This window comes from Bacillus sp. OxB-1 (assembly GCF_000829195.1).
Classification (GTDB): Bacteria; Bacillota; Bacilli; order Bacillales_A; family Planococcaceae; genus Sporosarcina.
Genome location: NZ_AP013294.1, coordinates 1,183,616 through 1,203,062, shown reverse-complemented (window position 1 = coordinate 1,203,062; position 19,447 = coordinate 1,183,616). Strand labels below are relative to the sequence as shown.

The following is a 19,447-nucleotide window of genomic DNA, read 5'->3' as shown; positions in this document are numbered from 1 at the left end:
GAACCAACTCCACCGACATTTTTTATTGGTTTGCTTGCAACACATCCCGAGCGATAATAATCCGCTGCACTTCACTCGTCCCTTCGTAAATGGTCGTGATTCGTGCATCCCGGTAAAACCTTTCAATTGGATAGTCGGATACATATCCCATGCCGCCATGGATCTGAACCGCTTTATCGGCGACCCGGTTAAATACTTCGGAGGCATATAACTTGGCCATAGCGGCTTCTTTAATCGCTTTCTTTCCGACGTCCAACAGGTTCGCAGCTTTCAGCATAAGCATGCGGGCCGCTTCCGTTTCCGTCGCCATATCGGCCAGCATCCATTGAATCGCCTGATTTTCTGCGATCGGTTTTCCGAATTGCTCTCGTTCTTGCGCATAAGAAGCGGATAATTCAATTAACTTTTCACAGGACCCGACTGCTCTGGCGGCAAGCCCCACCCGGCCTTCGCCTAAAATTTTCAATGCCGACATATATCCCATGCCGACTTCTCCAATGACATTCTCCTCCGGCACCTCACAATTATCGAAAATCAGCTGAGCCGTATAGGAGCCACGCAACCCCATTTTTTTATCCTGCTTGCCGATGGTCAGCCCGGGAAACTCTTTTTCTACGACGAATGAAGTGATTCCCCCTTTTGCCCCTTTTTCTTTATCCGTCAAAGCGAACACTGTAAAAACATCTGCGATCGGTGCATTGGTGATGAAATGTTTGGTCCCATTGAGTATCCATTTATCTCCGCGCTTTTCTGCAATCGTCGCTAAGTTTGTCGCATCCGATCCCGCTCCCGGCTCCGAGAGGGCGAACGCGCCGATCTTTTTACCGATTGCCATATCCGGCAAATACTTCTGTTTTAGTCTTTCGGAACCCAATCGGACCAAGCCGACACTTCCAATTCCGGTGTGAGCGCTAATCAAAGTGGCAAAGCCATTACTGGAACGTCCCAATTCCCCTAGAACGGCTGCTTTTCCAACAACGCTTAAGCCGATTCCACCGTATTCTTCCGGTATGCTCATTCCAAACAAGCCTAGTTCTTTCGCTGTCTCAACTAAGTGTCCAGGAATATGGTCTTCCTCTTCAATTTGTTGGGCAAAAGGCTCTACCTCCTTGTCCACGAAGTTTCGAACCATTTGTTTGATTTGATCGATTTCGGGCGCAAATGTATCCAGCATTGCATTTCCTCCATTCTATTTGTATATGGATTAATCCATCATGCTTTGTCCTCCATTGACAGACAGCACTTGGCCAGTGATCCAATCTGACAAAGACGATAATAAAAAAAGGACGGCCCCCTTTACATCATCCGGTGTTCCGAGCCGTTTCAATGGATATTGTTTTAAAATTTTATCCAATGTAGCAGCTTCATACGACTGCCCTTGATCGGTCAGTCCTAGCGAAACCGTATTACATTGAATCTGATGGCGTCCGACCTCTTGCGCCAAGGATTTTAGAAAACTGACCGCGCCGCTTCGGGCAGCTGCAGATATGATCAAATTCCGGTCACCGGTACGGGCAGAATCTCCAATAATATTTATCAATTTACCTCCCTTTTGTTCTATCATATCTGGAATGAACACATGTGCCAGATGGACAACTCCATAGAGGCACACATCTACCTCCCGTCTCCATTCATTGGGGCTGTATTTAAAAAAAGGTTTGTACTGTGCATAGCCGGCATTATTTACAATCGAATGGACAAAGCCGAGCTCCGACTCAATCGTATCCTTCATATGCTGCACATCTTCCAGCGAAGCAAGATCCCCTTTCACCAAGGTAACCTGGCCGCCTGAATTCCAGATCATCTCCTTCGTTTCCTGCGCTTCCTCTTCCGAAGTTTGGTAGTGAAGCGCCACATGGGCACCTTCTTTCGCCAGCGCTGTCGCAATCGCTCTTCCGATTCCTTTTGCAGCACCGGTAACCAACACTGTCCTTCCCTTTATGCCAAGATCCATTTCCATCCCTCCCATGCGTGCATAGCTGCTTGAACGAACCTTACAAAAGAAGAAAAGCCGCACTATCCAATGTAGTGACGGCTCCCCCAACATCAAATCATGGTCAAACCGCCACTGACGGAGAGCGTTTGGCCTGTCACATACTCCGCATCTTCCGAAACGAAATAGGCGACTGCCCCCGCGATATCTTTTGGCTGTGCCAATCGGCGAAGGGGGATCGCTTTTTCCAAAGAGTTGGCAAGCCCTTCGAATTCTTCCCCGATCTTTTGGAATAGAGGTGTATCGGCAGGTCCAGGAGCGACGCAATTCACGTTCAATTTATGACGTGCCATCTCACGCGCCAACGTCTTCGTGAACGCTACAACACCACCTTTTGCGGCGGAATAGACCGCTTCCCCGCTCGATCCGACCCGGGCAGCATCCGAAGCGATATTGACCACCTTTCCATAGCCATTTTCAATCATAAGAGGTAAAATTTCTTTGCAAGTATTGATTTGGCCAAGCAGGTTAATATTGATGATTTTCTGCCAAGTATCAGGCTCACTCTGGAGGAACGGCTCCACTTTGTCCCATCCCGCATTATTGATCAACACATCGATTTTTCCGTAATGTTGGACAGATTCCTTCACGGCGTTCTGTACGACTTCCAAATCGGAGACATCGCAATAGACCGCTTTCGCTTCATTGCCCTCTTCCTCAATCAGCGCAACCGTTTCCTCGGCATTTTCTTTATTGATATCCGCCACTACGACCTTCATCGCTTTCGAGGCCAGGACTCGGGCAATCTCCCTTCCCAAGCCGCTCCCGCCACCTGTCACAAATGCAATCCGCTTTTCCATCGGACATTCCCCCATCCTTTGCCTACCCCATCGTATGAGTAGAGATTTTTTCATTTATCATTTCGCGGAGCTTGAATTTTTGGATTTTGCCACTCGCAGTAGTCGGCAGCTCGTCCATCAATTCAAGATACTCCGGCCAATATTGCTTGGCGATCCCTTTTTCCTCCAAAAATTTTTGTATTTTCTCCATCGTCAGAGGAGCCCTGTCCTCTTTCATCTTGACGACAGCGCAGGCCTTCTCTTGAAGACGATCATCCGGGATCGCCACGAGCTGAACGGTTTCAATATCCGGATGTTCATAGAGGACATTTTCAACGTACGCAACTGGGATATTTTCACCACCCCGGATGATGATGTCTTTGACACGTCCGGTAATTCGAATATAGCCGTCCTCATCCATTACCGCGCTATCCCCTGTAGTGAACCAGCCGTCCTGGAATTCGTCTTTCGTTTCTGTAATTCGTTTCAAATAGCCGACAAACAAGGCGGGACCTTTGCACATCAGATAGCCTTCTTCATGAGGCGGCAATGTGTTCCCCGATGGATCGACCACTTTCACTTCCATATCCGGAAACGCTTTCCCATCCGTTCCTGTAATTTTTTCTTCCGTATCGTCCACCAAGGTAATGGTCACCATGCCATTTTCCGTTTGCCCCCAACCCGTCAAGATGGCACATGGCAACGCTTTGCGTGCCTCCTTCACGAGAACACGCGGGATCGGCGCCCCGACTGCAATGAAAATCCGAAGGGAGCTCACATCATTTGTGCTCGCTTTTGCCGCTTTGACAGTATCTTGTAAAAACGGCGTAGCACTCGCCGTGAAGGTGATGTTTTCCTTCTCAATCAATTCAAGGAATTCTTCCGGATTCCAAATATCCTGGAAGACACCCGTTCCTCCATAGATGATCGGCAAATTGACACCATAAAGAAATCCTGTCTGATGCGCGAACGTCGAAGCCATGAAAATAGTATCCTCAGGTGTCAACGATAGATGATCGATCCAATAGGAAGCCGCGACATTAATCGTATTATGCGTATGCATAACTCCTTTTGGATCTCCTGTCGTTCCTGAAGTGAAGATGATTTCCGTCACTTCATTCGGATCATGGACAATTTCATCAAGTACGGCGACATCCTTCCGTTTTTCCCATGGCTCTGCAAGTAAGGAATCGAAAGACTTCATGCCTGGCGGGATCTTGTCCCCCAGTACATAGACATGTTCCATGGAAGGCCATTGCGGCAGTAGTTTGCCAATCATCTCCGCATATTGGAACCCTCGGAACTCGTCGGGAATGACAATCATTTTGGACTCTGCCATCTTCACCATAAAGCCAATTTCACGTTCCCGGTAAATCGGGATCAATGGATTACTGATTGCTCCGATACGCGTAGCGGCAAAATATAAAATGACGAACTCATTCCAATTGGGAAGTTGGAATGAAATGACGTCTCCTTTTTTCAAACCGATTTCCAATAGTCCGAGTGCAACGCGATCGACCAGTTCACCAAGTTCTTTATACGTATAGCGGCTTTTTTTATCAATAATCGCAACTTTATCCGGAGACTTTGCAATTTGTTCATTTAGGTAGTCCAAAATTGTTTTATTCGGCCACTTTGATTGATAGTTATTCAGATAAGCAGAGTCTAAGATTGTCTCATATCCCATTATTACTCCTCCTTATTTGCTATCCTCTAAATTTTTTAAAGTCCACAGGGCGTTTCTCCAAAAAAGCATCTCGTCCTTCCGCGGATTCTTCCGTGTTGTAAAACATGGCTAGGCTGCCCATCGCCATTTGTGTAATACCACTGATGTTTGCCGAATCTGCGTTGAATGAGTATTTCAACATCTTGATGGCTGTCGGGCTCTTTTCAGCAATTTTTCTCGCCCAATCCTCCGCAGCGGCCATCAATTCTGAAGCCGGTACGATTTTATTCACCAGTCCCATTTCCTTTGCCTCTTCCGCGGAGTACTTCTCGCATAAATACCAAATTTCCCTTGCTTTTTTCTCTCCGACAACGCGGGCCAAATAAGCCGAGCCGAAGCCGGCGTCATAGCTGCCCACTTTCGGGCCGGTCTGGCCGAAGATGGCCGTTTCGGATGCAATGGTCAAATCACAGATGACGTGAAGCACATGCCCGCCTCCGATGGCATAGCCATTCACTGCCGCAATGACCGGTTTGGGAATATTCCGGATCGTATGATGCAATGCTTCGATTTCCATTCCGATACCGCCGCCAAGCCCGCCAGAACCATCATATCCGCTATCATCCCCCTTTTTGCTTTGGTCGCCTCCCGTGCAAAATGCTTTCTCTCCGACACCAGTTAAAATAACGGCCCCAATCTGGTTGTCATCCCACGCATCCCGAAAGGACCAAATCAGCTCCTTCACTGTCAGAGAGCGAAAAGCATTATACACTTCTGGTCGGTTGATGGTGATCGTTGCCACCCCATCCTCTTTTTTATAAATCACATCTTGTAATTCCATGTTGTCGTCCTCCATTTCCTATTTTGAGAAATCAATACGGTCGATACTCTTTTCCAATGATCTCTTTGGCAATGACAAATTTATTCGCCTGGGCCGTACCATCCCCGATTTCCAAACCGATCACATCCCGCAAGCGCTGCTCCAGCGGCATCTCCTCCGTATAGGCATAATGCCCATTTAGCAACATGCACTCGTGAATAGCTTCTTGACTCATTTTAGGGCCGAGCCATTTCACGGATGACGCTTCTTTGGAATGCTTTCTTCCTTGATCTCGCAGCCATAGACCGCGATAGGCTTGCCATTTGATCAATTCCAAGTTGGTGTAATGGGTAACGATCGGAAAGGAGACGCCCTGGTAGGTCGCCAATGGTTTTCCGAATGAATGCCGGTTCTTCACATGTTCGATCGTTTCATCAATGCTTTGGAACGCCGCTCCGGCACATTGGAGCCCGATGAGCAAACGACTTAAGTCGAAACCGTTCATCACTTGGGCAAACCCGCGATTCTCTAGGCCAATCAAATTCTCAGCCGGCACTTCCACATCATTCAGATAAACGGAGCCTCTTCCGATCAGCTTATTCCCCATATCGTCATAGCCTTTGCATTCCACCCCCGGGAGATCGGTAGGAACGATGAATGCGCTGATCCCCCGGCTTCCCGCATCTAGGTCGGTCTTGGCAAACACAATGAACATATCACCGATTGTCGCCGCGCTGATTCCGGACTTTTCACCGTTCAGGATATAATGATCCCCTTTCCGCCTAGCAGTGGAAAGGATGCCGCCTGCATCTGTTCCCGCCGCCGGTTCGGTAATGGCGACACCGACCACTTTTTCGCCGCTCACAATTTGAGGAAGCCACGTTTTCTTCAATTCTTCCGTCGCGTGATTACTAATGATCTCTGACGCTAGGGCATTTAACATGACCGCATACGTCAAATTGAAATCTCCCCTGCCGATTTCCTCCGCTGCTATACCGGTCATGACGCAATCCGCGCCGCTCCCCCCGTATTCTTCCGGGATCCGAAGTCCGTTGACGCCCAGTTCCCCAAGCTTTTTCCATAAATGCCGAGGGAAGGTATTGTCTCGATCCCATTTCGTATACTGGGGAAGGAGTTCTTTCAGTGAAAAGTCCCGCAACATCTCCTGAAAAGACACCTGTTCAATATCAAAATCAAAATTCATCTTCATCCACACTCCCATCAGATGGTCTTATTTAAACGGATCCAAGGGTTATGTAACCGTTTGCAATCAAGTCTTTGGGAAGGGGAAGCATCGTCAGCGGGCTTCCCCCTTTACCGCGGACTAGATGGTCTGTTCGACTTTCCAGGCAGGGAGCATTTGATTCAGCAGCTTATCTTCCCGGTACCCAAGTACGTATTCCGCCTGCATGATCGTATGGATTTCACGTGTCCCTTCATAAATGACCGGCGCCTTGGAATTTCGCAAGTAACGCTCGACCGGGTACTCATCCGAATAACCGTAAGCCCCGTGGATTTGTACGGCATCATCCGCTGCTTGATTGGCAAAATCACATGCCTGCCATTTGGCGAGCGAAGTCTCTCTCGTGTTCCGTTTGCCCGCATTCTTTAATTCTCCGGCGCGGTACACTAGCAATCTGCTCATCTGATAACCCGCTTCCATCTTCGCAATCATCTGCTGGACAAGCTGATGCTTGCCGATCTCTTTGCCAAACGTTTCACGTTCGTGGCAATAGTTCACACTCGCCTCCAGACAAGCCATGATTTGCCCGACAGCTCCGGCTGCGACAGTGAAACGGCCGTTATCCAGTGCTGCCATGGCAATTTTAAATCCTTCGCCCTCTTTGCCAAGCAGATTTTCTTTCGGGACTTTCACATCTTCAAAGAAAAGTTCCCCCGTATTCCCCGCGCGGATTCCCAATTTCCCTTTGATCGCTTTTGATGAGAACCCCTCCCAACTACGTTCTACGATAAATGCTGAAATCCCTTTATGTTTTTCTGCACGGTCACCCGTATAAGCAAACACGATGAAGTTGTCCGCAATGTCAGAGAGAGAGATCCAGGTCTTCTGACCATTGAGGATATAGTGATCCCCCTCGCGCTTCGCGGTCGTCTCCAGAGCCGCGACATCCGAACCGGCCCCGGGCTCCGTCAAACCGAAGGCCCCAATCTTCTCACCCTTCGATTGGGGAATTAAATATCTCCTCTTTTGTTCCTCCGTCCCCCACTGCAATAACGTCATACTATTCAATCCCGTATGGACGGAAACAGCCGTCCGGAAAGCGGTATCTCCCCGTTCCAATTCTTCACAAACGATGGCTAATGAATTATAGTCCATCCCGCTTCCGCCATATTCTTCTGGAATGCACACCCCCATCAAACCGAGTTCGGCAAGCCGTTTGAATATTGCTGGATCGGACTGGCCGGCACGATCCCATTCCCCGATGTACGGCATAATTTCCTTATCCACAAAACCTCGTACCGTATTGCGCAACATTTCCTGCTCTTCTGTAAAAGTAAAATTCATATCCATTCTCCTTTTCGTTTTGATCGGAAATGTAAAAAGCCAATTCAAATAGACTTCAGGCATGCTGGAGTCAAATTGAACTGGCTTCATGTCTACGTCACAACCCCTGGCGAAGGGTTTTTGCAGACTAGGCAGATTTTGGCTTTTTAATTTCTCTCATAACTCATGCGTGGTGAACGTGGCAACGTTTCTGCATGATGTGTTACTAGTAATAGTAGTACAACTAAACTGAAATGTAAATAGAAATGTCTAATTTATTCAAATATTTAATCTGCCATCTCTCAACCTTTGAGATTTTCATATTGTTTATGTAAGTCCTTCAGCGCAGAGACCAACGCATTGCTCGCCTTTCCCAAGTAATGATTTTTAATATCCGCGATAGGCTTTTCAATACCATCCTGCAAACTATGGCCTTTTAAAATTTGTTGAAAAAAATCCCTTCCGTGAAGTGTCGCCAACGTACAACTAGCCGTCACGATTACGCCGTACTTCTTATCAATTTCAGCCGTAATCGTGAGTGTTTCATACATATTTTGTGCCGCCATTCCTGATGGGAGCCTTGCATGTCCAGCGATAAAAATCGTATTCATCATCAATCAACTCCTTTTTCATCTGTCTAGTAAAATTATATCTCTTGCTGTCTGAAAAAACTGTAATTAGGCTTCCCTTAAAAATCCATGACACCCGTCCGCCGACACAAACGCCACGTCCTGTGCGTCGGAGGCTTAGGGCCAACAGGAAGTTGGTCACTCAGACGTTGACAATCGAACAGCATAGGGTTCGATTTGCCTTAATTTCTGCGATCTTTGCAGAAATTAAGGCACCTTTCAGGATGCGGCGGTTTTAGTCTGAGTTCCCCTATTCAGCGGGAATTTGAATACCCGCCGAACAGGAGATGAAACCGCATTTATCCCACCACCTATATAAGTGGGAGTCTTCCGCTGAATAAAGCTAAAAAACGCCATAACCCGGCCAAACTTCTGACCGAATCATGACGCCGCTTCTTGCTCACTTTACTCATACACTCCCAATATTTCAACGGCCTCTTCCGCCAAGGAAGTGTCAACCGCTTTATCAAAATCGATTTCTCCCCGGATCGCCCCGTTCGCCTTATACGTATCATATTGTTTCTTTATATCCTCTACGAACATCTTGCCGTTTGCATCTAGGCCGGTGACGTTCACCTGATCCCATAGGGCTGGGTCTTTCAAGGCCGTATGCTTCACCATTATATCCACGACCTCTTCCTTGCCGATGTCTTTGAAAAACGCGTCATTATAGTCACGGACTCCTTTTAAATAAGCAGCCATGAAACGCAAGGATACGGGATCGTTTTCCATGAACTTCGGCGAGGCGAGAACCATGGCGATCTGTGATTCAGGCGCATAATCTGTCGCATCTTTGAACCGGTGGTGGAACCCATTGGCGACTCCTTGTGCAATGAGCGGCTCGATACTGAGCGCGGCATCAATCGTACCGGAGTCAATCGCCCCCAACATCGCCCCGAAGTCCGCAATATGGACGTATTCCACATCATCCTCTGTGAGGCCGGCATGCTTCAACATCTCTTCATAAATATATCCATCAATGGAGTTACGGGATGAGACGGCAATTTTCTTTCCTTTGAAGTCTGGATAATCCTTGATCACATCGACCATATGGTTGCCGATGACAAACGTGAAATACGATTTCCCCGGCATATTATGGCCCTTATCCGCAATGATGCGCACGTCGATTCCTTGCGCAATGGCGTTAAAGAAAGATGCAGTTGACACGCCGCCCGCAATGTCTACTTCTCCGGCAGCCAGGGCTGGCAACATATCATCACTGTTCGCAAAATCGGCAAAATCCACTTCGATATTCATTTCTTCAAAATATCCTTTTTCTTTTGCGATATAGAATCCCGCACCCGAAGCCGCGCCATCTTCGGCAATCAAGATTTTTACCCGTTCGTCCAACGGAGTCAGTTTATCGGTTGCCTCCTCAGCCGGAGTTTCTGGTGTCGGAACAGGGGCAGGAGCGGGTTTCGGTTGGGACGATTCTTTCGGAGTACAAGCCCCAAGGATCAGAACAAGTCCGACGACCATCGTCAACCAACCATTCTTCAACCACTTTGTCACATCATCTCTCCTCTTTACGCTTTTTCTCGTCTGGACCGTTGCACTTCATCTTGCAAATGTTGCCAAATGTCAACAAATCGACTGGCCATGATCGGATCTTTTCGAATGTCTTCCATTGTACGGGGACGCGGCATATCTACCCGGATCTCCTCTACAATCCGGCCGGGCTGGGAGCTCATCAATAGGATGCGGTCACCGAGAAGCAAAGCTTCATCGATGCTATGGGTAATGAAAAGCACCGTCTTTCCGGTTTCTTCCCAAATTGATAAAAGCTCTTCCTGCAAGATGAACTTATTTTGCTCATCCAACGCGGCGAACGGTTCATCCATTAGCAAGATTTCTGGATCATTGGCGAAGGCTCGGGCGATGCTGACCCGTTGCTTCATCCCGCCGGAAAGTTCTTTCGGATAGAGGGACGAAAATTTTTGTAACCCCGTCTTTTTCAAATAATAGTCGGTCCGTTCTCGTATGAGTTTCTTTGGCAAATGTCGCATTTTCAGACCAAATGCCACATTTTCCTCCACGGTGAGCCATGGGATGATTCCCCGTTCCTGAAACACCATCGATTGAAGCGGCCGATCCTCTCCTGCCGTGGCAATGGTGAAGTCTCCAATGCTCGGGCTTTCCAGTCCGGCCAAAATTCGGAGCAGCGTCGTTTTGCCACAGCCGCTCGGACCGACAAGACAGACGAATTCCCCTTCGTCGATTGTCAAGTTGATATTATCAAGCGCTGTGACGCTCCCCTGCTTTTTATAGAAGGCTTTGGTCAAATTCTGTATTGCAATCTTTGTTTTTCCACCCATCCGCTCACCTCCATGGCAGGATTTTCTTCTGGATTCCCCGAAGCACTAACGAGAACAGATACCCGAAAAATGATATCAGAATGAGGCCCACATACATTTCCTTAAGAAGGAATGCTTTATACGACACCCATATCAAATAACCGATTCCCGAAGTCGCTCCCATCATTTCCGCAGCCACAATCGTCAGAAGTGCAATCGCCTGCCCCATTTGGATCCCTTCCAACATGACCGGCATGGCGCCAGGTAGCGCGATCTTCCAGAAGAAATTCCATCGGCTAGCTCCATAGTTTTGTGCCACATCAAGGTAGATCTTGTCGATATTGATGACGCCGGCTGCTGTATTGATGACGACGGGGAAAAAAACGCTTCCCGCGATCGTTACAACTTTCGACAAATCACCAATGCCGAATAAAATGATGATGATGGGTAGCAAAGCCAAGGTGGGAATCGGCATGAGAGCCATCACAATCGGGGAAACGAAGTGCCGGATCGGTGAATACAGACCCATCAGCAAGCCAATGACCACGCCTGGAATGACACCGGCCAGGAACCCGGCAAAGATCCGGTAAAGCGAAACTCCGATATGGCCAGCCATTACACCGCTTGTCAGCATCTGCCAAAACGTGCCTATAATTGCAGATGGCGGCGGAAAAAAACGAACATCAATCATTCCGGTCCTCGACAAGAGCTCCCATAAGGCAAGGAGGAAAATGGGCGAAATGATCGTTAGCATCCGTTTTAACCGCTCTTTCGTTTGCTTCTGTTTCCACTCCCGCTGTTCGATCTCAAATGGATCATATCGTACAGCCGTCTCCTCTTTTTTCAACGTTCACCACCTCTTCATATAAATTGTATGTATATGCCTAACGAAGTGTGTTGGGCACTGCCGGAAAGATGAGAGATTTCGACAGGTTTTTAATATGTTTTGGCGTGTTGGTTGGAGAACTACCCAGGTTCGTTGGACAACTTGGCGCTTTTGTTGGACATCGGGGCCGATTCGTTGGACATCTTCACCACTTCGTTGGAAACCTGGCGGGTGGTTGGGGAGCTCCCCCAGGTTCGTTGGACAACTTGGCGGGGTCGTTGGACATCGGGGGCGATTCGTTGGACATCTTCACCACTTCGTTGGAAACCTGGCGGGTGGTTGGGGAGCTCCCCCAGGTTCGTTGGACAACTTGGCGGGGTCGTTGGACATCGGGGGCGATTCGTTGGACATCTTCACCACTTCGTTGGAAACCTGGCGGGTGGTTGGGGAGCTCCCCCAGGTTCGTTGGACAACTTGGCGGGGTCGTTGGACATCGGGGGCGATTCGTTGGACATCTTCACCACTTCGTTGGAAACCTGGCGGGTGGTTGGGGAGCTCCCCCAGGTTCGTTGGACAACTTGGCGGGGTCGTTGGACATCGGGGGCGATTCGTTGGACATCTTCACCACTTCGTTGGAAACCTGGCGGGTGGTTGGGGAGCTCCCCCAGGTTCGTTGGACAACTTGGCGGGGTCGTTGGACATCGGGGGCGATTCGTTGGACATCTTCACCACTTCGTTGGAAACCTGGCGGGTGGTTGGGGAACTCCCCAGGTTCGTTGGACAACTTGGCGGGATCGTTGGACATCAGGGGCGATTCGTTGGACATCTTCACTACTTCGTTGGAAACCCGACCGGTGATTGTAGAACTCCCCAGTTTTTTGGTCAACCCAGCGGGATCGTTGCACATTGGGGGGCAAATCGTTGCACAACTCCACCGCTTCATTGAAAACTCTTCACCCCAATTTCATTCCAAAAAAAAAGCCGTTTCTCCCGGCCAGTCATACTGCCCGGGGGAACGGCTTCCTTCTATAACAATTATCATCCGCGCCACGCGCTCATGCCGCCTTGGACATTGGTCACTTTGGCGAATCCTGCTTTTCTCAATAGTCCTGCCGCTTGGGAACTGCGCATGCCGCTTTGGCAGATGACGATGACTTCTTTCTCCTTATCCAAGCTTCCCAACTGCGATTTCAACGTTTGGAGCGGGATGTTTTTAAACTCTTTGATATGCCGCCCCTTGTATTCCGCCGGTGTCCGGACATCGACAAACTGCTTCGTCTTGTCTGGGAGCATCCCTTTCAGCTCATCGGTGGATAAGGTTCGAACGCCTGTCGCCGGCATCATCCGCCAGGCGAAAAAGCCGATGATGAGTAATATGAAAATCCATTCCATCCATAGGTCCCTCCTCTTTTATAAGATTACCGGCAGACCGGCAGCTACATACGCCTTGTAGCCGCCCGCCATATGCTTCACCGTCTCAAATCCGCGTGCTTTTAAGATGCTGGCCGCGATTGCGGATCGAGCCCCGCTTTGGCAATGAATCAAAAGTTTCCGATCCACCGGCACATCGAGAGTACGCAAATGGCCCAGGAATCGATGCGTTGCTTCGGCGAGATGGCCCGCTTGCCATTCGGCGTCATTGCGGACATCAATGACGAACGCATCGGGATTTTTCATCTCCTCGACGAACTCATCGACGGACAATGTTTCATACGTTAGTAATTCCATTCCTTCCAATGCGACCGGATCGACGAAGGCTTCGATTTGATCCAACCCGACGGATTGCAATGCTTGTTTTACGTCAGAACGGGTCGTTTCGTCTGCAATGACCAGAAGCGGTTCGTCGTATTTCGCAAGCCAGCCGGCCCAGTTCGTAAACGATTTATTGAACGGGATATTGATCGAGCCTTTTACTAAGCCTTGTGCTGCCGTTACTGCGGCACGTGTATCCAATATTAAACGGTTTTCTCCGATAGCTTGCTCGAAAGAAGCTGCGTCGAAAATCACGTTTGTCTCTTCTCTTTCCAAAATGGTCGGACCTAGCTTATTCAACTTTTTCATCTGCGCAAAGTAAACCGGAGCTTCCGGCTGGTCTTTCAATAAAGCTTCCACAAAAGCTTCTTCGTCCTTTATTTGCATCGCCCAGTTGAAATTCTTCTCATACCCGACTGTTGAAATCGGTACAGCGCCCAGCGATTTTCCACAAGCAGAACCTGCTCCATGCCCGGGCCAAACGATTAAATGGTCCGGCAATTGTTTAAATCGTTGCACCGACCGGAACATATCGCGGGCACCGCTATCCGCCGTCCCGACCATACCAGCCGCCTCTTCCAATAAATCCGGCCGGCCGACATCGCCCACAAATACGAAATCCCCTGTAAGTATTCCCATCGGTTCCGTCGCACCGCCGCCGCGATCCGTCAAAAGGAATGAGATACTCTCCGGGGTATGACCAGGCGTATGCCATACCTGAAAATCAATGTTACCGATGGAGAAAGTGTCCCCTTCCTTCACCAGTTCCACGTCGATGCCATCCGTGTATTCATATTTCCAATCTGCATCGCCTTCATCGGACAAATACAGTTTCACGCCATGCTCCACTGCCAATTGCCGGGCACCGGAGACGTAGTCCGCATGGATATGTGTATCTGCAGCAGCCGTGACGCGTAATCCTTCTGCCTCCGCAGCCTTTAAAATATGCCCGAACTCGCGAGGCGGATCAATGATGATCGACTCTCCCGTCCGTTGACAACCGATTAAATAGGAATTCTGCGCCAAGTTCTTATCTGTGAATGAAGTAAAATACATATATACCCCTCCCGGTTTCTTTTCTTAATTCAAATATACCACCAGGGGTATTTTTGCGCAAGTATTAATACGTGCCGAGCCAATACTAAAAAAACAGCACCCCAAGAGGATGCTGCTTAGATTAAAAATCCATTCTTCTTCGCTTCAAACGTCAATTCATCCCGGAACTTCGGATGGGCAATGGCGATCAACGCCTTGGCCCGTTCAGACAAAGACTTGCCGTAGAGCCGGGCAATCCCGTATTCCGTCACAATATTATCAACATCGTTTTTGGATGTCGTCACGACCGAGCCGGGTGCTAGAAATGTCTTGATCCGGGAAATCGTGTCGTTTTTGACGGTGGAGTGCATGCACACATACCCCTTGCCGTACTTCGAAAAACGGACAGCCCGGGCAAAGTCGGCTTGTCCGCCAGTTGATGAATAATAACGGCCCCCAACCGTTTCCGAAGCACATTGGCCATACATATCCACCTCGGTCGTCGCATTGATAGATACCAAGTTCTCCTCTTTCGCCACTTCCCGGGGATCATTCAACACATCAACCGGCAAAAACTCGATGGAAGGATTATTGTCGATGAAATCGTACAGCTGCTGCGTCCCAAATGCGAACGTCGCAACGATCTTTCCTTTATTCGTGAACTTCCTCGTCCCGTCTACGGCACCTGCCGCCACCAGGTCGACGATACCATCCGTCAACATCTCGGTATGGATGCCGAGGTGCCGTCGATCCTTCAACATCTTCATGACGGCATTCGGAATGGCGCCGATCCCGATCTGCAACGTAGCCCCATCTTCAATATCCGCAGTTACGTACTCGGCAATTTTCCGGTCCTTCTCCTGGATTGGTGCGGACGCCGCTTCCATTAACGCAGCGTCATGCTCGACATACCCCGCAATCTGGCTAATATGAATCTGATTTTCCCCGAACGTTCGCGGCATATGCTTATTGACTTCCAAAATGAAAGGCACCTTACCGATGAAGTTGGCAATATAATCCGCCTGTGTCCCTAACGAAAAATACCCATGTTCATCCATCGGGGAGGCCACCGCTAACACCATGGACAGTTTAGTCGTCTTCTTCAATATGCGTGGCATTTCGTGGAACACATTCGGCACCAGCTCAATGGTCCCTTGTTCATATGGTTTGCGATTGACGCCGCTTAAAAAGTAGGACACATGCGACAAATGGTTTTTCATCTCGCCCCACATATAATCCCGTTGGCGAATGGGTAACATCTGATGAATTTTCACGTTGTCCAACTTCCGATAATGCTTCTCCAATATATCTAATAAAAGAACGGGTTCCCCTGCCGCCAAAGGGAGGATGATATCCGCTTCTTTATCTATCAACCCAAGAATCTCTTCTGTTTCCAGTCGCTTCGTCACAACTGTCTCCTCCTTACCGTATATTCCATATTATACACCAGACTGAGCGCTCGCTCAACTTGTTAATCTTCTATAATTTTCATATAATGAAGGTATGACAACTCTTACAACCGACCAAATCAGACAGTTGAATATGTATAGTGTATATATCGAAGAACCGGCCCATCCGCTATTCTCCTTACAGGAACTCTTGGATGCAAATCAAACCGAATCCACCCTGGACATTATCCAAACTGTAAGCCAAAGTCCGAACCGGACAGTAGCCGCCTCGTATTTCATGCGGCGGCTCGGCATGTTCATCGCCATGCAATCTTATAATTTGGCAGCATATGATGAAATCTGGAGTGGCAACTTGGACGAATTGCGTTTCGGAGCAAGGGAAGAATACGGGAAATTATCAGTAAGTACGTTTGCTTCTGCAGATGACTGGCAAGATGTTGACGGGATGGACCGGCAAGTGATCATCCGGGATATCCTTGAATTCTCCAATTCCGTCATACGTCAAATCCGGTCTGTCTCCTCCATTTCCCCACTGACGTTATGGGAAAACATCTTCGGCTTTCTGCTATGGCAATATCATGTGTTGCTATCGAATCCCGGCACTGCCGAAGAAGCGAGGGAAGATCTCGAATTATGGAAAGACGATGCTCTATGGTCCGGCATCGCGCCGCGCTCTTTATTCGCCACGTATTTACGCGGCTGTGAACCTTCCGCGTTATTGAATACGGAAGTGCGGACGACATGCTGTTTTTCAAAAGACGTGCCCGGACTCATGCAATGCGGATTTTGTCCGTTGAAAAAGGGCGGTTGAAGATCCGCCCTGCCTTCAACTCGCCCGGTATGCGCGGAAAGAATTGCTGATGGAATAGATCACGCCGATCGCCGCCCCGCCGTAGAAGAACCCCATGAAAATTCCTGCAGCGAGATTGTGGGGATGGCTGATGAAAATCGACAAGATCAAGCCGATGACTGTCGCAATCGTGGAAAACCAGGCGACCGAAAGTTTGAAGAATAGACGGATGAGGAATAGCGAAAGCAGAATGACGGGCACGGCCCAAAGTGCGTCCCACACATTCGTATGGATTACCGGGAATTCTGTTAACATGGGAATCAGTCCTTTTTAAGGATAGCGTGCTCCGGACTGACAAAACTATACCTGTGAAAAGTCCTGTAAAATGACTCTCGAAACGGCAAATTTAGTGATGGACGATATCGATCGGATAGGTCTCTGAATTTCGTAATTTTATCTTTTTCGAATAGGGGTGCTACATTTGTTAATCAAAGGCTTTGAAGTTCGGGGAATTCAAGTGGACGAGGAAACGCGCTGTGTCCATTACCATACCGAAATCGATCGGATTGCGATCAAGTTCCATTGTTGCGGGATATATTATCCTTGCTATGAATGCCATCAGGAGATCGGTTGTGGACAGCCGGATGTGTGGCCAAAGGAGAGGTTCGGGGACAGAGCAATCCTATGCGGAGCATGCGGGCATGAGCTGACCATTGCGGAATACCTTGAATGCAAGTCGGAATGCCCACAGTGCTCCGCCCCCTTCAACCCAGGATGCAAGCTGCATCGGCATCTGTATTTTGCGACATGAATGAGGCTGCTCCGGTTGGGAGCGAGCCTCTTTTTACATCCCGATTCCGTCGAAGCTAGTTTCCTCCCCATTGACTTCCAAGAGAAGCGTGTCGTAGGATCGGTCTTTTTGAATCCGATAGAGCACCGCCGATTTCGGCCCGATCTCCGTAGAGTCCCCGGCGACCCGACTTTCTCGGACAGAAAGTTTTAACACGTCTTGCTGTGCTTCAATTTGAAGATCGGGGAAATGAATAGCGGTCTCTCCCGATTCCGCTATACTTCCATTCAGGAACAGGTAGTATGTGTCCTCCCCGTCCATGAACAAATAATAACCATTGTCCTTCCGCACTTTATGAATAAATTCCTGGACATCCTTTCCGGCACTGTTCAGCTCGACTTCCGTATAATCCAGCTCTTTGCTGCATCCGGCCAAAAGCAGGAATAAAAAGCAGATGGATGCAAATCGCATATTGACCTCCCTCCCTTCCGTTCAAACCATTTTTCACATAGTTCATGGAAGGTAAGATTTGTCGTGAAAATGACGTACCATATGAATAGGAAAGCGATGACAGTCAGCATTCTGGGCTGCCCTTCCGCTGCAACCTGCATCGGAACCATATATAGACTCCCCGTCAAACCCATAGTGAGGGAAGCAGTTCGAGATAAAACCTTATTTTTAGAAAATCCATCACGCATCGCTCCTAATGTGTTTTGGAAGAGTTTATATTTTGTACCAGCACTCACTAGTGTTGCATTAATATCTTTTGAAGATTAGGAATTCATAAAACCTTCAAAAATCTAAGGAATCCAAAAGAAAAAGTCCTTTATAATGGAAGGTACAGGTAGTTCCTGTCCAAATCCAATACAAAGGACCAACTCATGGACAAGAATACACGAAAAACTTCATTTGGTAAATGGCTGAATGCCATTGATTTTGAGAAATTCAACGAAATTGTGACCATACATGGGCAAGACCGGTATACAAAGAAGTTAACGACGCAAGCTTACACACTTCTCATGCTGTATGCTCAATTAATGGAGTCAGACAGCCTGCACGCACTGGAAGCAGCGCTGACAAACCGGGATTTCCAACGGGCGATCGGCGTGGATTCCATCAGTGTGTCGCAGCTTTCCAGAAAGAATAATCGGTTGGATCCAACGGTTCTGTCGAATCTTTTCATGCAACTGGTTAGTCAGATCGCTGTACAAAAACTTTCGCCCAAAAAGGGGTTGCTCCTGAAAATCATCGACTCCACAACGATCCCGTTGAACGTAAACCATTTTAAATGGGCCGAATTCCGGGAGACCAAGGCCGGCGTAAAGCTGCATATACGCTTGGTGTTCGATGAAAACGGCACTCATTACCCCGACAAAGAGGTCATCACGAACGCCAAGGAGCACGACCGTAATCAACTCGAAGTGCTTGTTGACGACAAGGAGGCCATGTATGTTTTCGACCGCGGGTATGTGGATTATGAACGGTTTGACCGCTTCACGGACGATGGGCTTTTCTTCGTCTGTCGGTTGAAGAAGAATGCCGTTCTGCATCCCATCCACACATTCTCCCTTCCGGAAGGGAGTGATGCCCTTTCCGACACGATGGCGTTCGTAGGCGCCAATCCGAACTGTACGGAGAACGTTTTCCGAATCCTTGTCATCCCTGATGGCAAGGGGGGCGAATTGCGGCTGATCACCAATCGTTTCGACATTTCCGCGGAGGAAATCAGCGAAATCTACCGTTCTCGCTGGGCCATCGAATTGTTCTTCAAGTGGCTCAAGCAGCACGTGAAGATCAAGCATTTCTACGGTCAAAGTGAATACGCTGTGAAAAACCAGATTTATCTGGCTCTGATTGCCTATTGTCTGAACGTCCTGATTCAATCGGAAACAAACAGCAGGAAATCCATCTTGGCGATTTCACGTATTCTAGCCGCTAATCTATGGGAGTCGTCCCGGTATTGGCTTCGTAGAATCAGGAGTGGAAGCATACCGTAACGATCCCTGCTGACCCGTCACTTATGGATAACTGTATAAACTTACCAAATGGACAGCGCTACCTTTATTCAGGTGCTTCCCTTTTTGGCAAAAATAAAGATAGAATGGTGACTGAATATTTAATTAATATTCATGCAACGCTAGTGACCAGCACTATACTC

Annotated in this window: 19 protein-coding genes; 3 read left to right on the top strand and 16 right to left on the bottom strand. The window is 48.5% G+C overall.

The genetic code is table 11. From position 1 onward, the window contains the following. Nucleotides 1-22: 22 nt before the first annotated feature. The 14 genes from OXB_RS06090 to OXB_RS06020 all read right to left on the bottom strand — a co-directional run bounded on the left by OXB_RS06090 (nt 23) and on the right by OXB_RS06020 (nt 15,709). Nucleotides 23-1,174, bottom strand: a complete 1,152-nt coding sequence (locus OXB_RS06090) for an acyl-CoA dehydrogenase family protein (RefSeq protein WP_041072699.1) — start codon at nt 1,172-1,174, stop codon at nt 23-25. Nucleotides 1,175-1,204: 30 nt separating this feature from the next. Then, the gene (locus tag OXB_RS06085; protein WP_041072697.1) at nt 1,205-1,954 is read right to left on the bottom strand and encodes an SDR family NAD(P)-dependent oxidoreductase; all 750 of its coding nucleotides are present in this window, start codon (nt 1,952-1,954) and stop codon (nt 1,205-1,207) included. A gap of 92 nt (nt 1,955-2,046) precedes the next feature. Then, on the bottom strand, nt 2,047-2,793 hold the full coding sequence (locus OXB_RS06080; protein ID WP_041072695.1) for an SDR family NAD(P)-dependent oxidoreductase: 747 nt from the start codon (nt 2,791-2,793) through the stop codon (nt 2,047-2,049). Between the two features lie 22 nt (nt 2,794-2,815). Then, complete coding sequence (locus OXB_RS06075) at nt 2,816-4,459, bottom strand: AMP-binding protein (RefSeq protein WP_041072693.1); 1,644 nt, start codon at nt 4,457-4,459, stop codon at nt 2,816-2,818. Between the two features lie 19 nt (nt 4,460-4,478). Next, nucleotides 4,479-5,279: a 1,4-dihydroxy-2-naphthoyl-CoA synthase gene (gene menB / locus OXB_RS06070; protein ID WP_041072691.1), complete on the bottom strand. Its 801-nt coding sequence runs from the start codon at nt 5,277-5,279 to the stop codon at nt 4,479-4,481. Between the two features lie 31 nt (nt 5,280-5,310). After that, nucleotides 5,311-6,462 (bottom strand): acyl-CoA dehydrogenase family protein, encoded by a 1,152-nt coding sequence (locus OXB_RS06065; RefSeq protein ID WP_041072690.1) that lies wholly within the window; start codon nt 6,460-6,462, stop codon nt 5,311-5,313. Nucleotides 6,463-6,582: 120 nt separating this feature from the next. Beyond that, nucleotides 6,583-7,785, bottom strand: coding sequence for an acyl-CoA dehydrogenase family protein (locus tag OXB_RS06060; protein WP_041076359.1), 1,203 nt, complete (start codon nt 7,783-7,785; stop codon nt 6,583-6,585). Nucleotides 7,786-8,066: 281 nt separating this feature from the next. Beyond that, nucleotides 8,067-8,375: a DUF3870 domain-containing protein gene (locus OXB_RS06055; RefSeq protein WP_041076357.1), complete on the bottom strand. Its 309-nt coding sequence runs from the start codon at nt 8,373-8,375 to the stop codon at nt 8,067-8,069. 423 nt (nt 8,376-8,798) lie between these two features. Continuing rightward, entirely contained in the window at nt 8,799-9,872 is a 1,074-nt protein-coding gene (locus tag OXB_RS06050; RefSeq protein WP_041076355.1) for an ABC transporter substrate-binding protein, read from the bottom strand. 47 nt (nt 9,873-9,919) lie between these two features. Then, nucleotides 9,920-10,708, bottom strand: a complete 789-nt coding sequence (locus OXB_RS06045; protein WP_041072688.1) for an ABC transporter ATP-binding protein — start codon at nt 10,706-10,708, stop codon at nt 9,920-9,922. Between the two features lie 4 nt (nt 10,709-10,712). After that, the gene (locus tag OXB_RS06040) at nt 10,713-11,441 is read right to left on the bottom strand and encodes an ABC transporter permease (protein WP_442852899.1); all 729 of its coding nucleotides are present in this window, start codon (nt 11,439-11,441) and stop codon (nt 10,713-10,715) included. A gap of 1,110 nt (nt 11,442-12,551) precedes the next feature. Next, a complete protein-coding gene (locus OXB_RS06030) occupies nt 12,552-12,905 on the bottom strand; it encodes a rhodanese-like domain-containing protein (RefSeq protein WP_041072682.1) in 354 nt (117 codons plus the stop codon). Between the two features lie 18 nt (nt 12,906-12,923). After that, on the bottom strand, nt 12,924-14,321 hold the full coding sequence (locus OXB_RS06025; protein ID WP_041072680.1) for an MBL fold metallo-hydrolase: 1,398 nt from the start codon (nt 14,319-14,321) through the stop codon (nt 12,924-12,926). A gap of 116 nt (nt 14,322-14,437) precedes the next feature. Continuing rightward, a complete protein-coding gene (locus tag OXB_RS06020) occupies nt 14,438-15,709 on the bottom strand; it encodes an acetyl-CoA hydrolase/transferase family protein (protein ID WP_041072678.1) in 1,272 nt (423 codons plus the stop codon). Nucleotides 15,710-15,803: 94 nt separating this feature from the next. Between OXB_RS06020 and OXB_RS06015 the strand changes: the two genes are divergently transcribed. Continuing rightward, entirely contained in the window at nt 15,804-16,520 is a 717-nt protein-coding gene (locus tag OXB_RS06015; protein ID WP_041072676.1) for a hypothetical protein, read from the top strand. Between the two features lie 15 nt (nt 16,521-16,535). Here OXB_RS06015 and OXB_RS06010 read toward each other — a convergent pair whose 3' ends face one another. Beyond that, on the bottom strand, nt 16,536-16,814 hold the full coding sequence (locus tag OXB_RS06010) for a hypothetical protein (protein WP_041072674.1): 279 nt from the start codon (nt 16,812-16,814) through the stop codon (nt 16,536-16,538). Nucleotides 16,815-16,971: 157 nt separating this feature from the next. Here OXB_RS06010 and OXB_RS06005 point away from each other — a divergent pair, with 157 nt between their 5' ends. Next, entirely contained in the window at nt 16,972-17,310 is a 339-nt protein-coding gene (locus OXB_RS06005; RefSeq protein ID WP_331711249.1) for a CHY zinc finger protein, read from the top strand. Nucleotides 17,311-17,343: 33 nt separating this feature from the next. Here the strand turns inward: OXB_RS06005 and OXB_RS06000 are convergent, their stop codons facing one another. Beyond that, on the bottom strand, nt 17,344-17,760 hold the full coding sequence (locus OXB_RS06000) for a hypothetical protein (RefSeq protein ID WP_041072672.1): 417 nt from the start codon (nt 17,758-17,760) through the stop codon (nt 17,344-17,346). A gap of 410 nt (nt 17,761-18,170) precedes the next feature. Between OXB_RS06000 and OXB_RS05995 the strand changes: the two genes are divergently transcribed. After that, entirely contained in the window at nt 18,171-19,286 is a 1,116-nt protein-coding gene (locus OXB_RS05995; protein WP_041072671.1) for an IS4 family transposase, read from the top strand. The last annotated feature ends 161 nt before the right edge of the window (nt 19,287-19,447 follow it).

Bases quoted from the DNA above. Each gene is read 5' to 3' on its own strand.
- OXB_RS06060 (WP_041076359.1), bottom strand. From the start codon at position 7,785: ATGAATTTTACTTTTACAGAAGAGCAGGAAATGTTGCGCAATACGGTA.
- OXB_RS06025 (WP_041072680.1), bottom strand. From the start codon at position 14,321: ATGTATTTTACTTCATTCACAGATAAGAACTTGGCGCAGAATTCCTAT.
- OXB_RS06055 (WP_041076357.1), bottom strand. From the start codon at position 8,375: ATGAATACGATTTTTATCGCTGGACATGCAAGGCTCCCATCAGGAATG.
- menB (WP_041072691.1), bottom strand. From the start codon at position 5,279: ATGGAATTACAAGATGTGATTTATAAAAAAGAGGATGGGGTGGCAACG.
- OXB_RS06040 (WP_442852899.1), bottom strand. From the start codon at position 11,441: ATGCTAACGATCATTTCGCCCATTTTCCTCCTTGCCTTATGGGAGCTC.
- OXB_RS06045 (WP_041072688.1), bottom strand. From the start codon at position 10,708: ATGGGTGGAAAAACAAAGATTGCAATACAGAATTTGACCAAAGCCTTC.
- OXB_RS06030 (WP_041072682.1), bottom strand. From the start codon at position 12,905: ATGGAATGGATTTTCATATTACTCATCATCGGCTTTTTCGCCTGGCGG.
- OXB_RS06090 (WP_041072699.1), bottom strand. From the start codon at position 1,174: ATGCTGGATACATTTGCGCCCGAAATCGATCAAATCAAACAAATGGTT.
- OXB_RS06000 (WP_041072672.1), bottom strand. From the start codon at position 17,760: ATGCGATTTGCATCCATCTGCTTTTTATTCCTGCTTTTGGCCGGATGC.
- OXB_RS06065 (WP_041072690.1), bottom strand. From the start codon at position 6,462: ATGAATTTTGATTTTGATATTGAACAGGTGTCTTTTCAGGAGATGTTG.
- OXB_RS05995 (WP_041072671.1), top strand. From the start codon at position 18,171: ATGGACAAGAATACACGAAAAACTTCATTTGGTAAATGGCTGAATGCC.
- OXB_RS06085 (WP_041072697.1), bottom strand. From the start codon at position 1,954: ATGGATCTTGGCATAAAGGGAAGGACAGTGTTGGTTACCGGTGCTGCA.
- OXB_RS06010 (WP_041072674.1), bottom strand. From the start codon at position 16,814: ATGTTAACAGAATTCCCGGTAATCCATACGAATGTGTGGGACGCACTT.
- OXB_RS06080 (WP_041072695.1), bottom strand. From the start codon at position 2,793: ATGGAAAAGCGGATTGCATTTGTGACAGGTGGCGGGAGCGGCTTGGGA.
- OXB_RS06015 (WP_041072676.1), top strand. From the start codon at position 15,804: ATGACAACTCTTACAACCGACCAAATCAGACAGTTGAATATGTATAGT.
- OXB_RS06050 (WP_041076355.1), bottom strand. From the start codon at position 9,872: ATGGTCGTCGGACTTGTTCTGATCCTTGGGGCTTGTACTCCGAAAGAA.
- OXB_RS06075 (WP_041072693.1), bottom strand. From the start codon at position 4,459: ATGGGATATGAGACAATCTTAGACTCTGCTTATCTGAATAACTATCAA.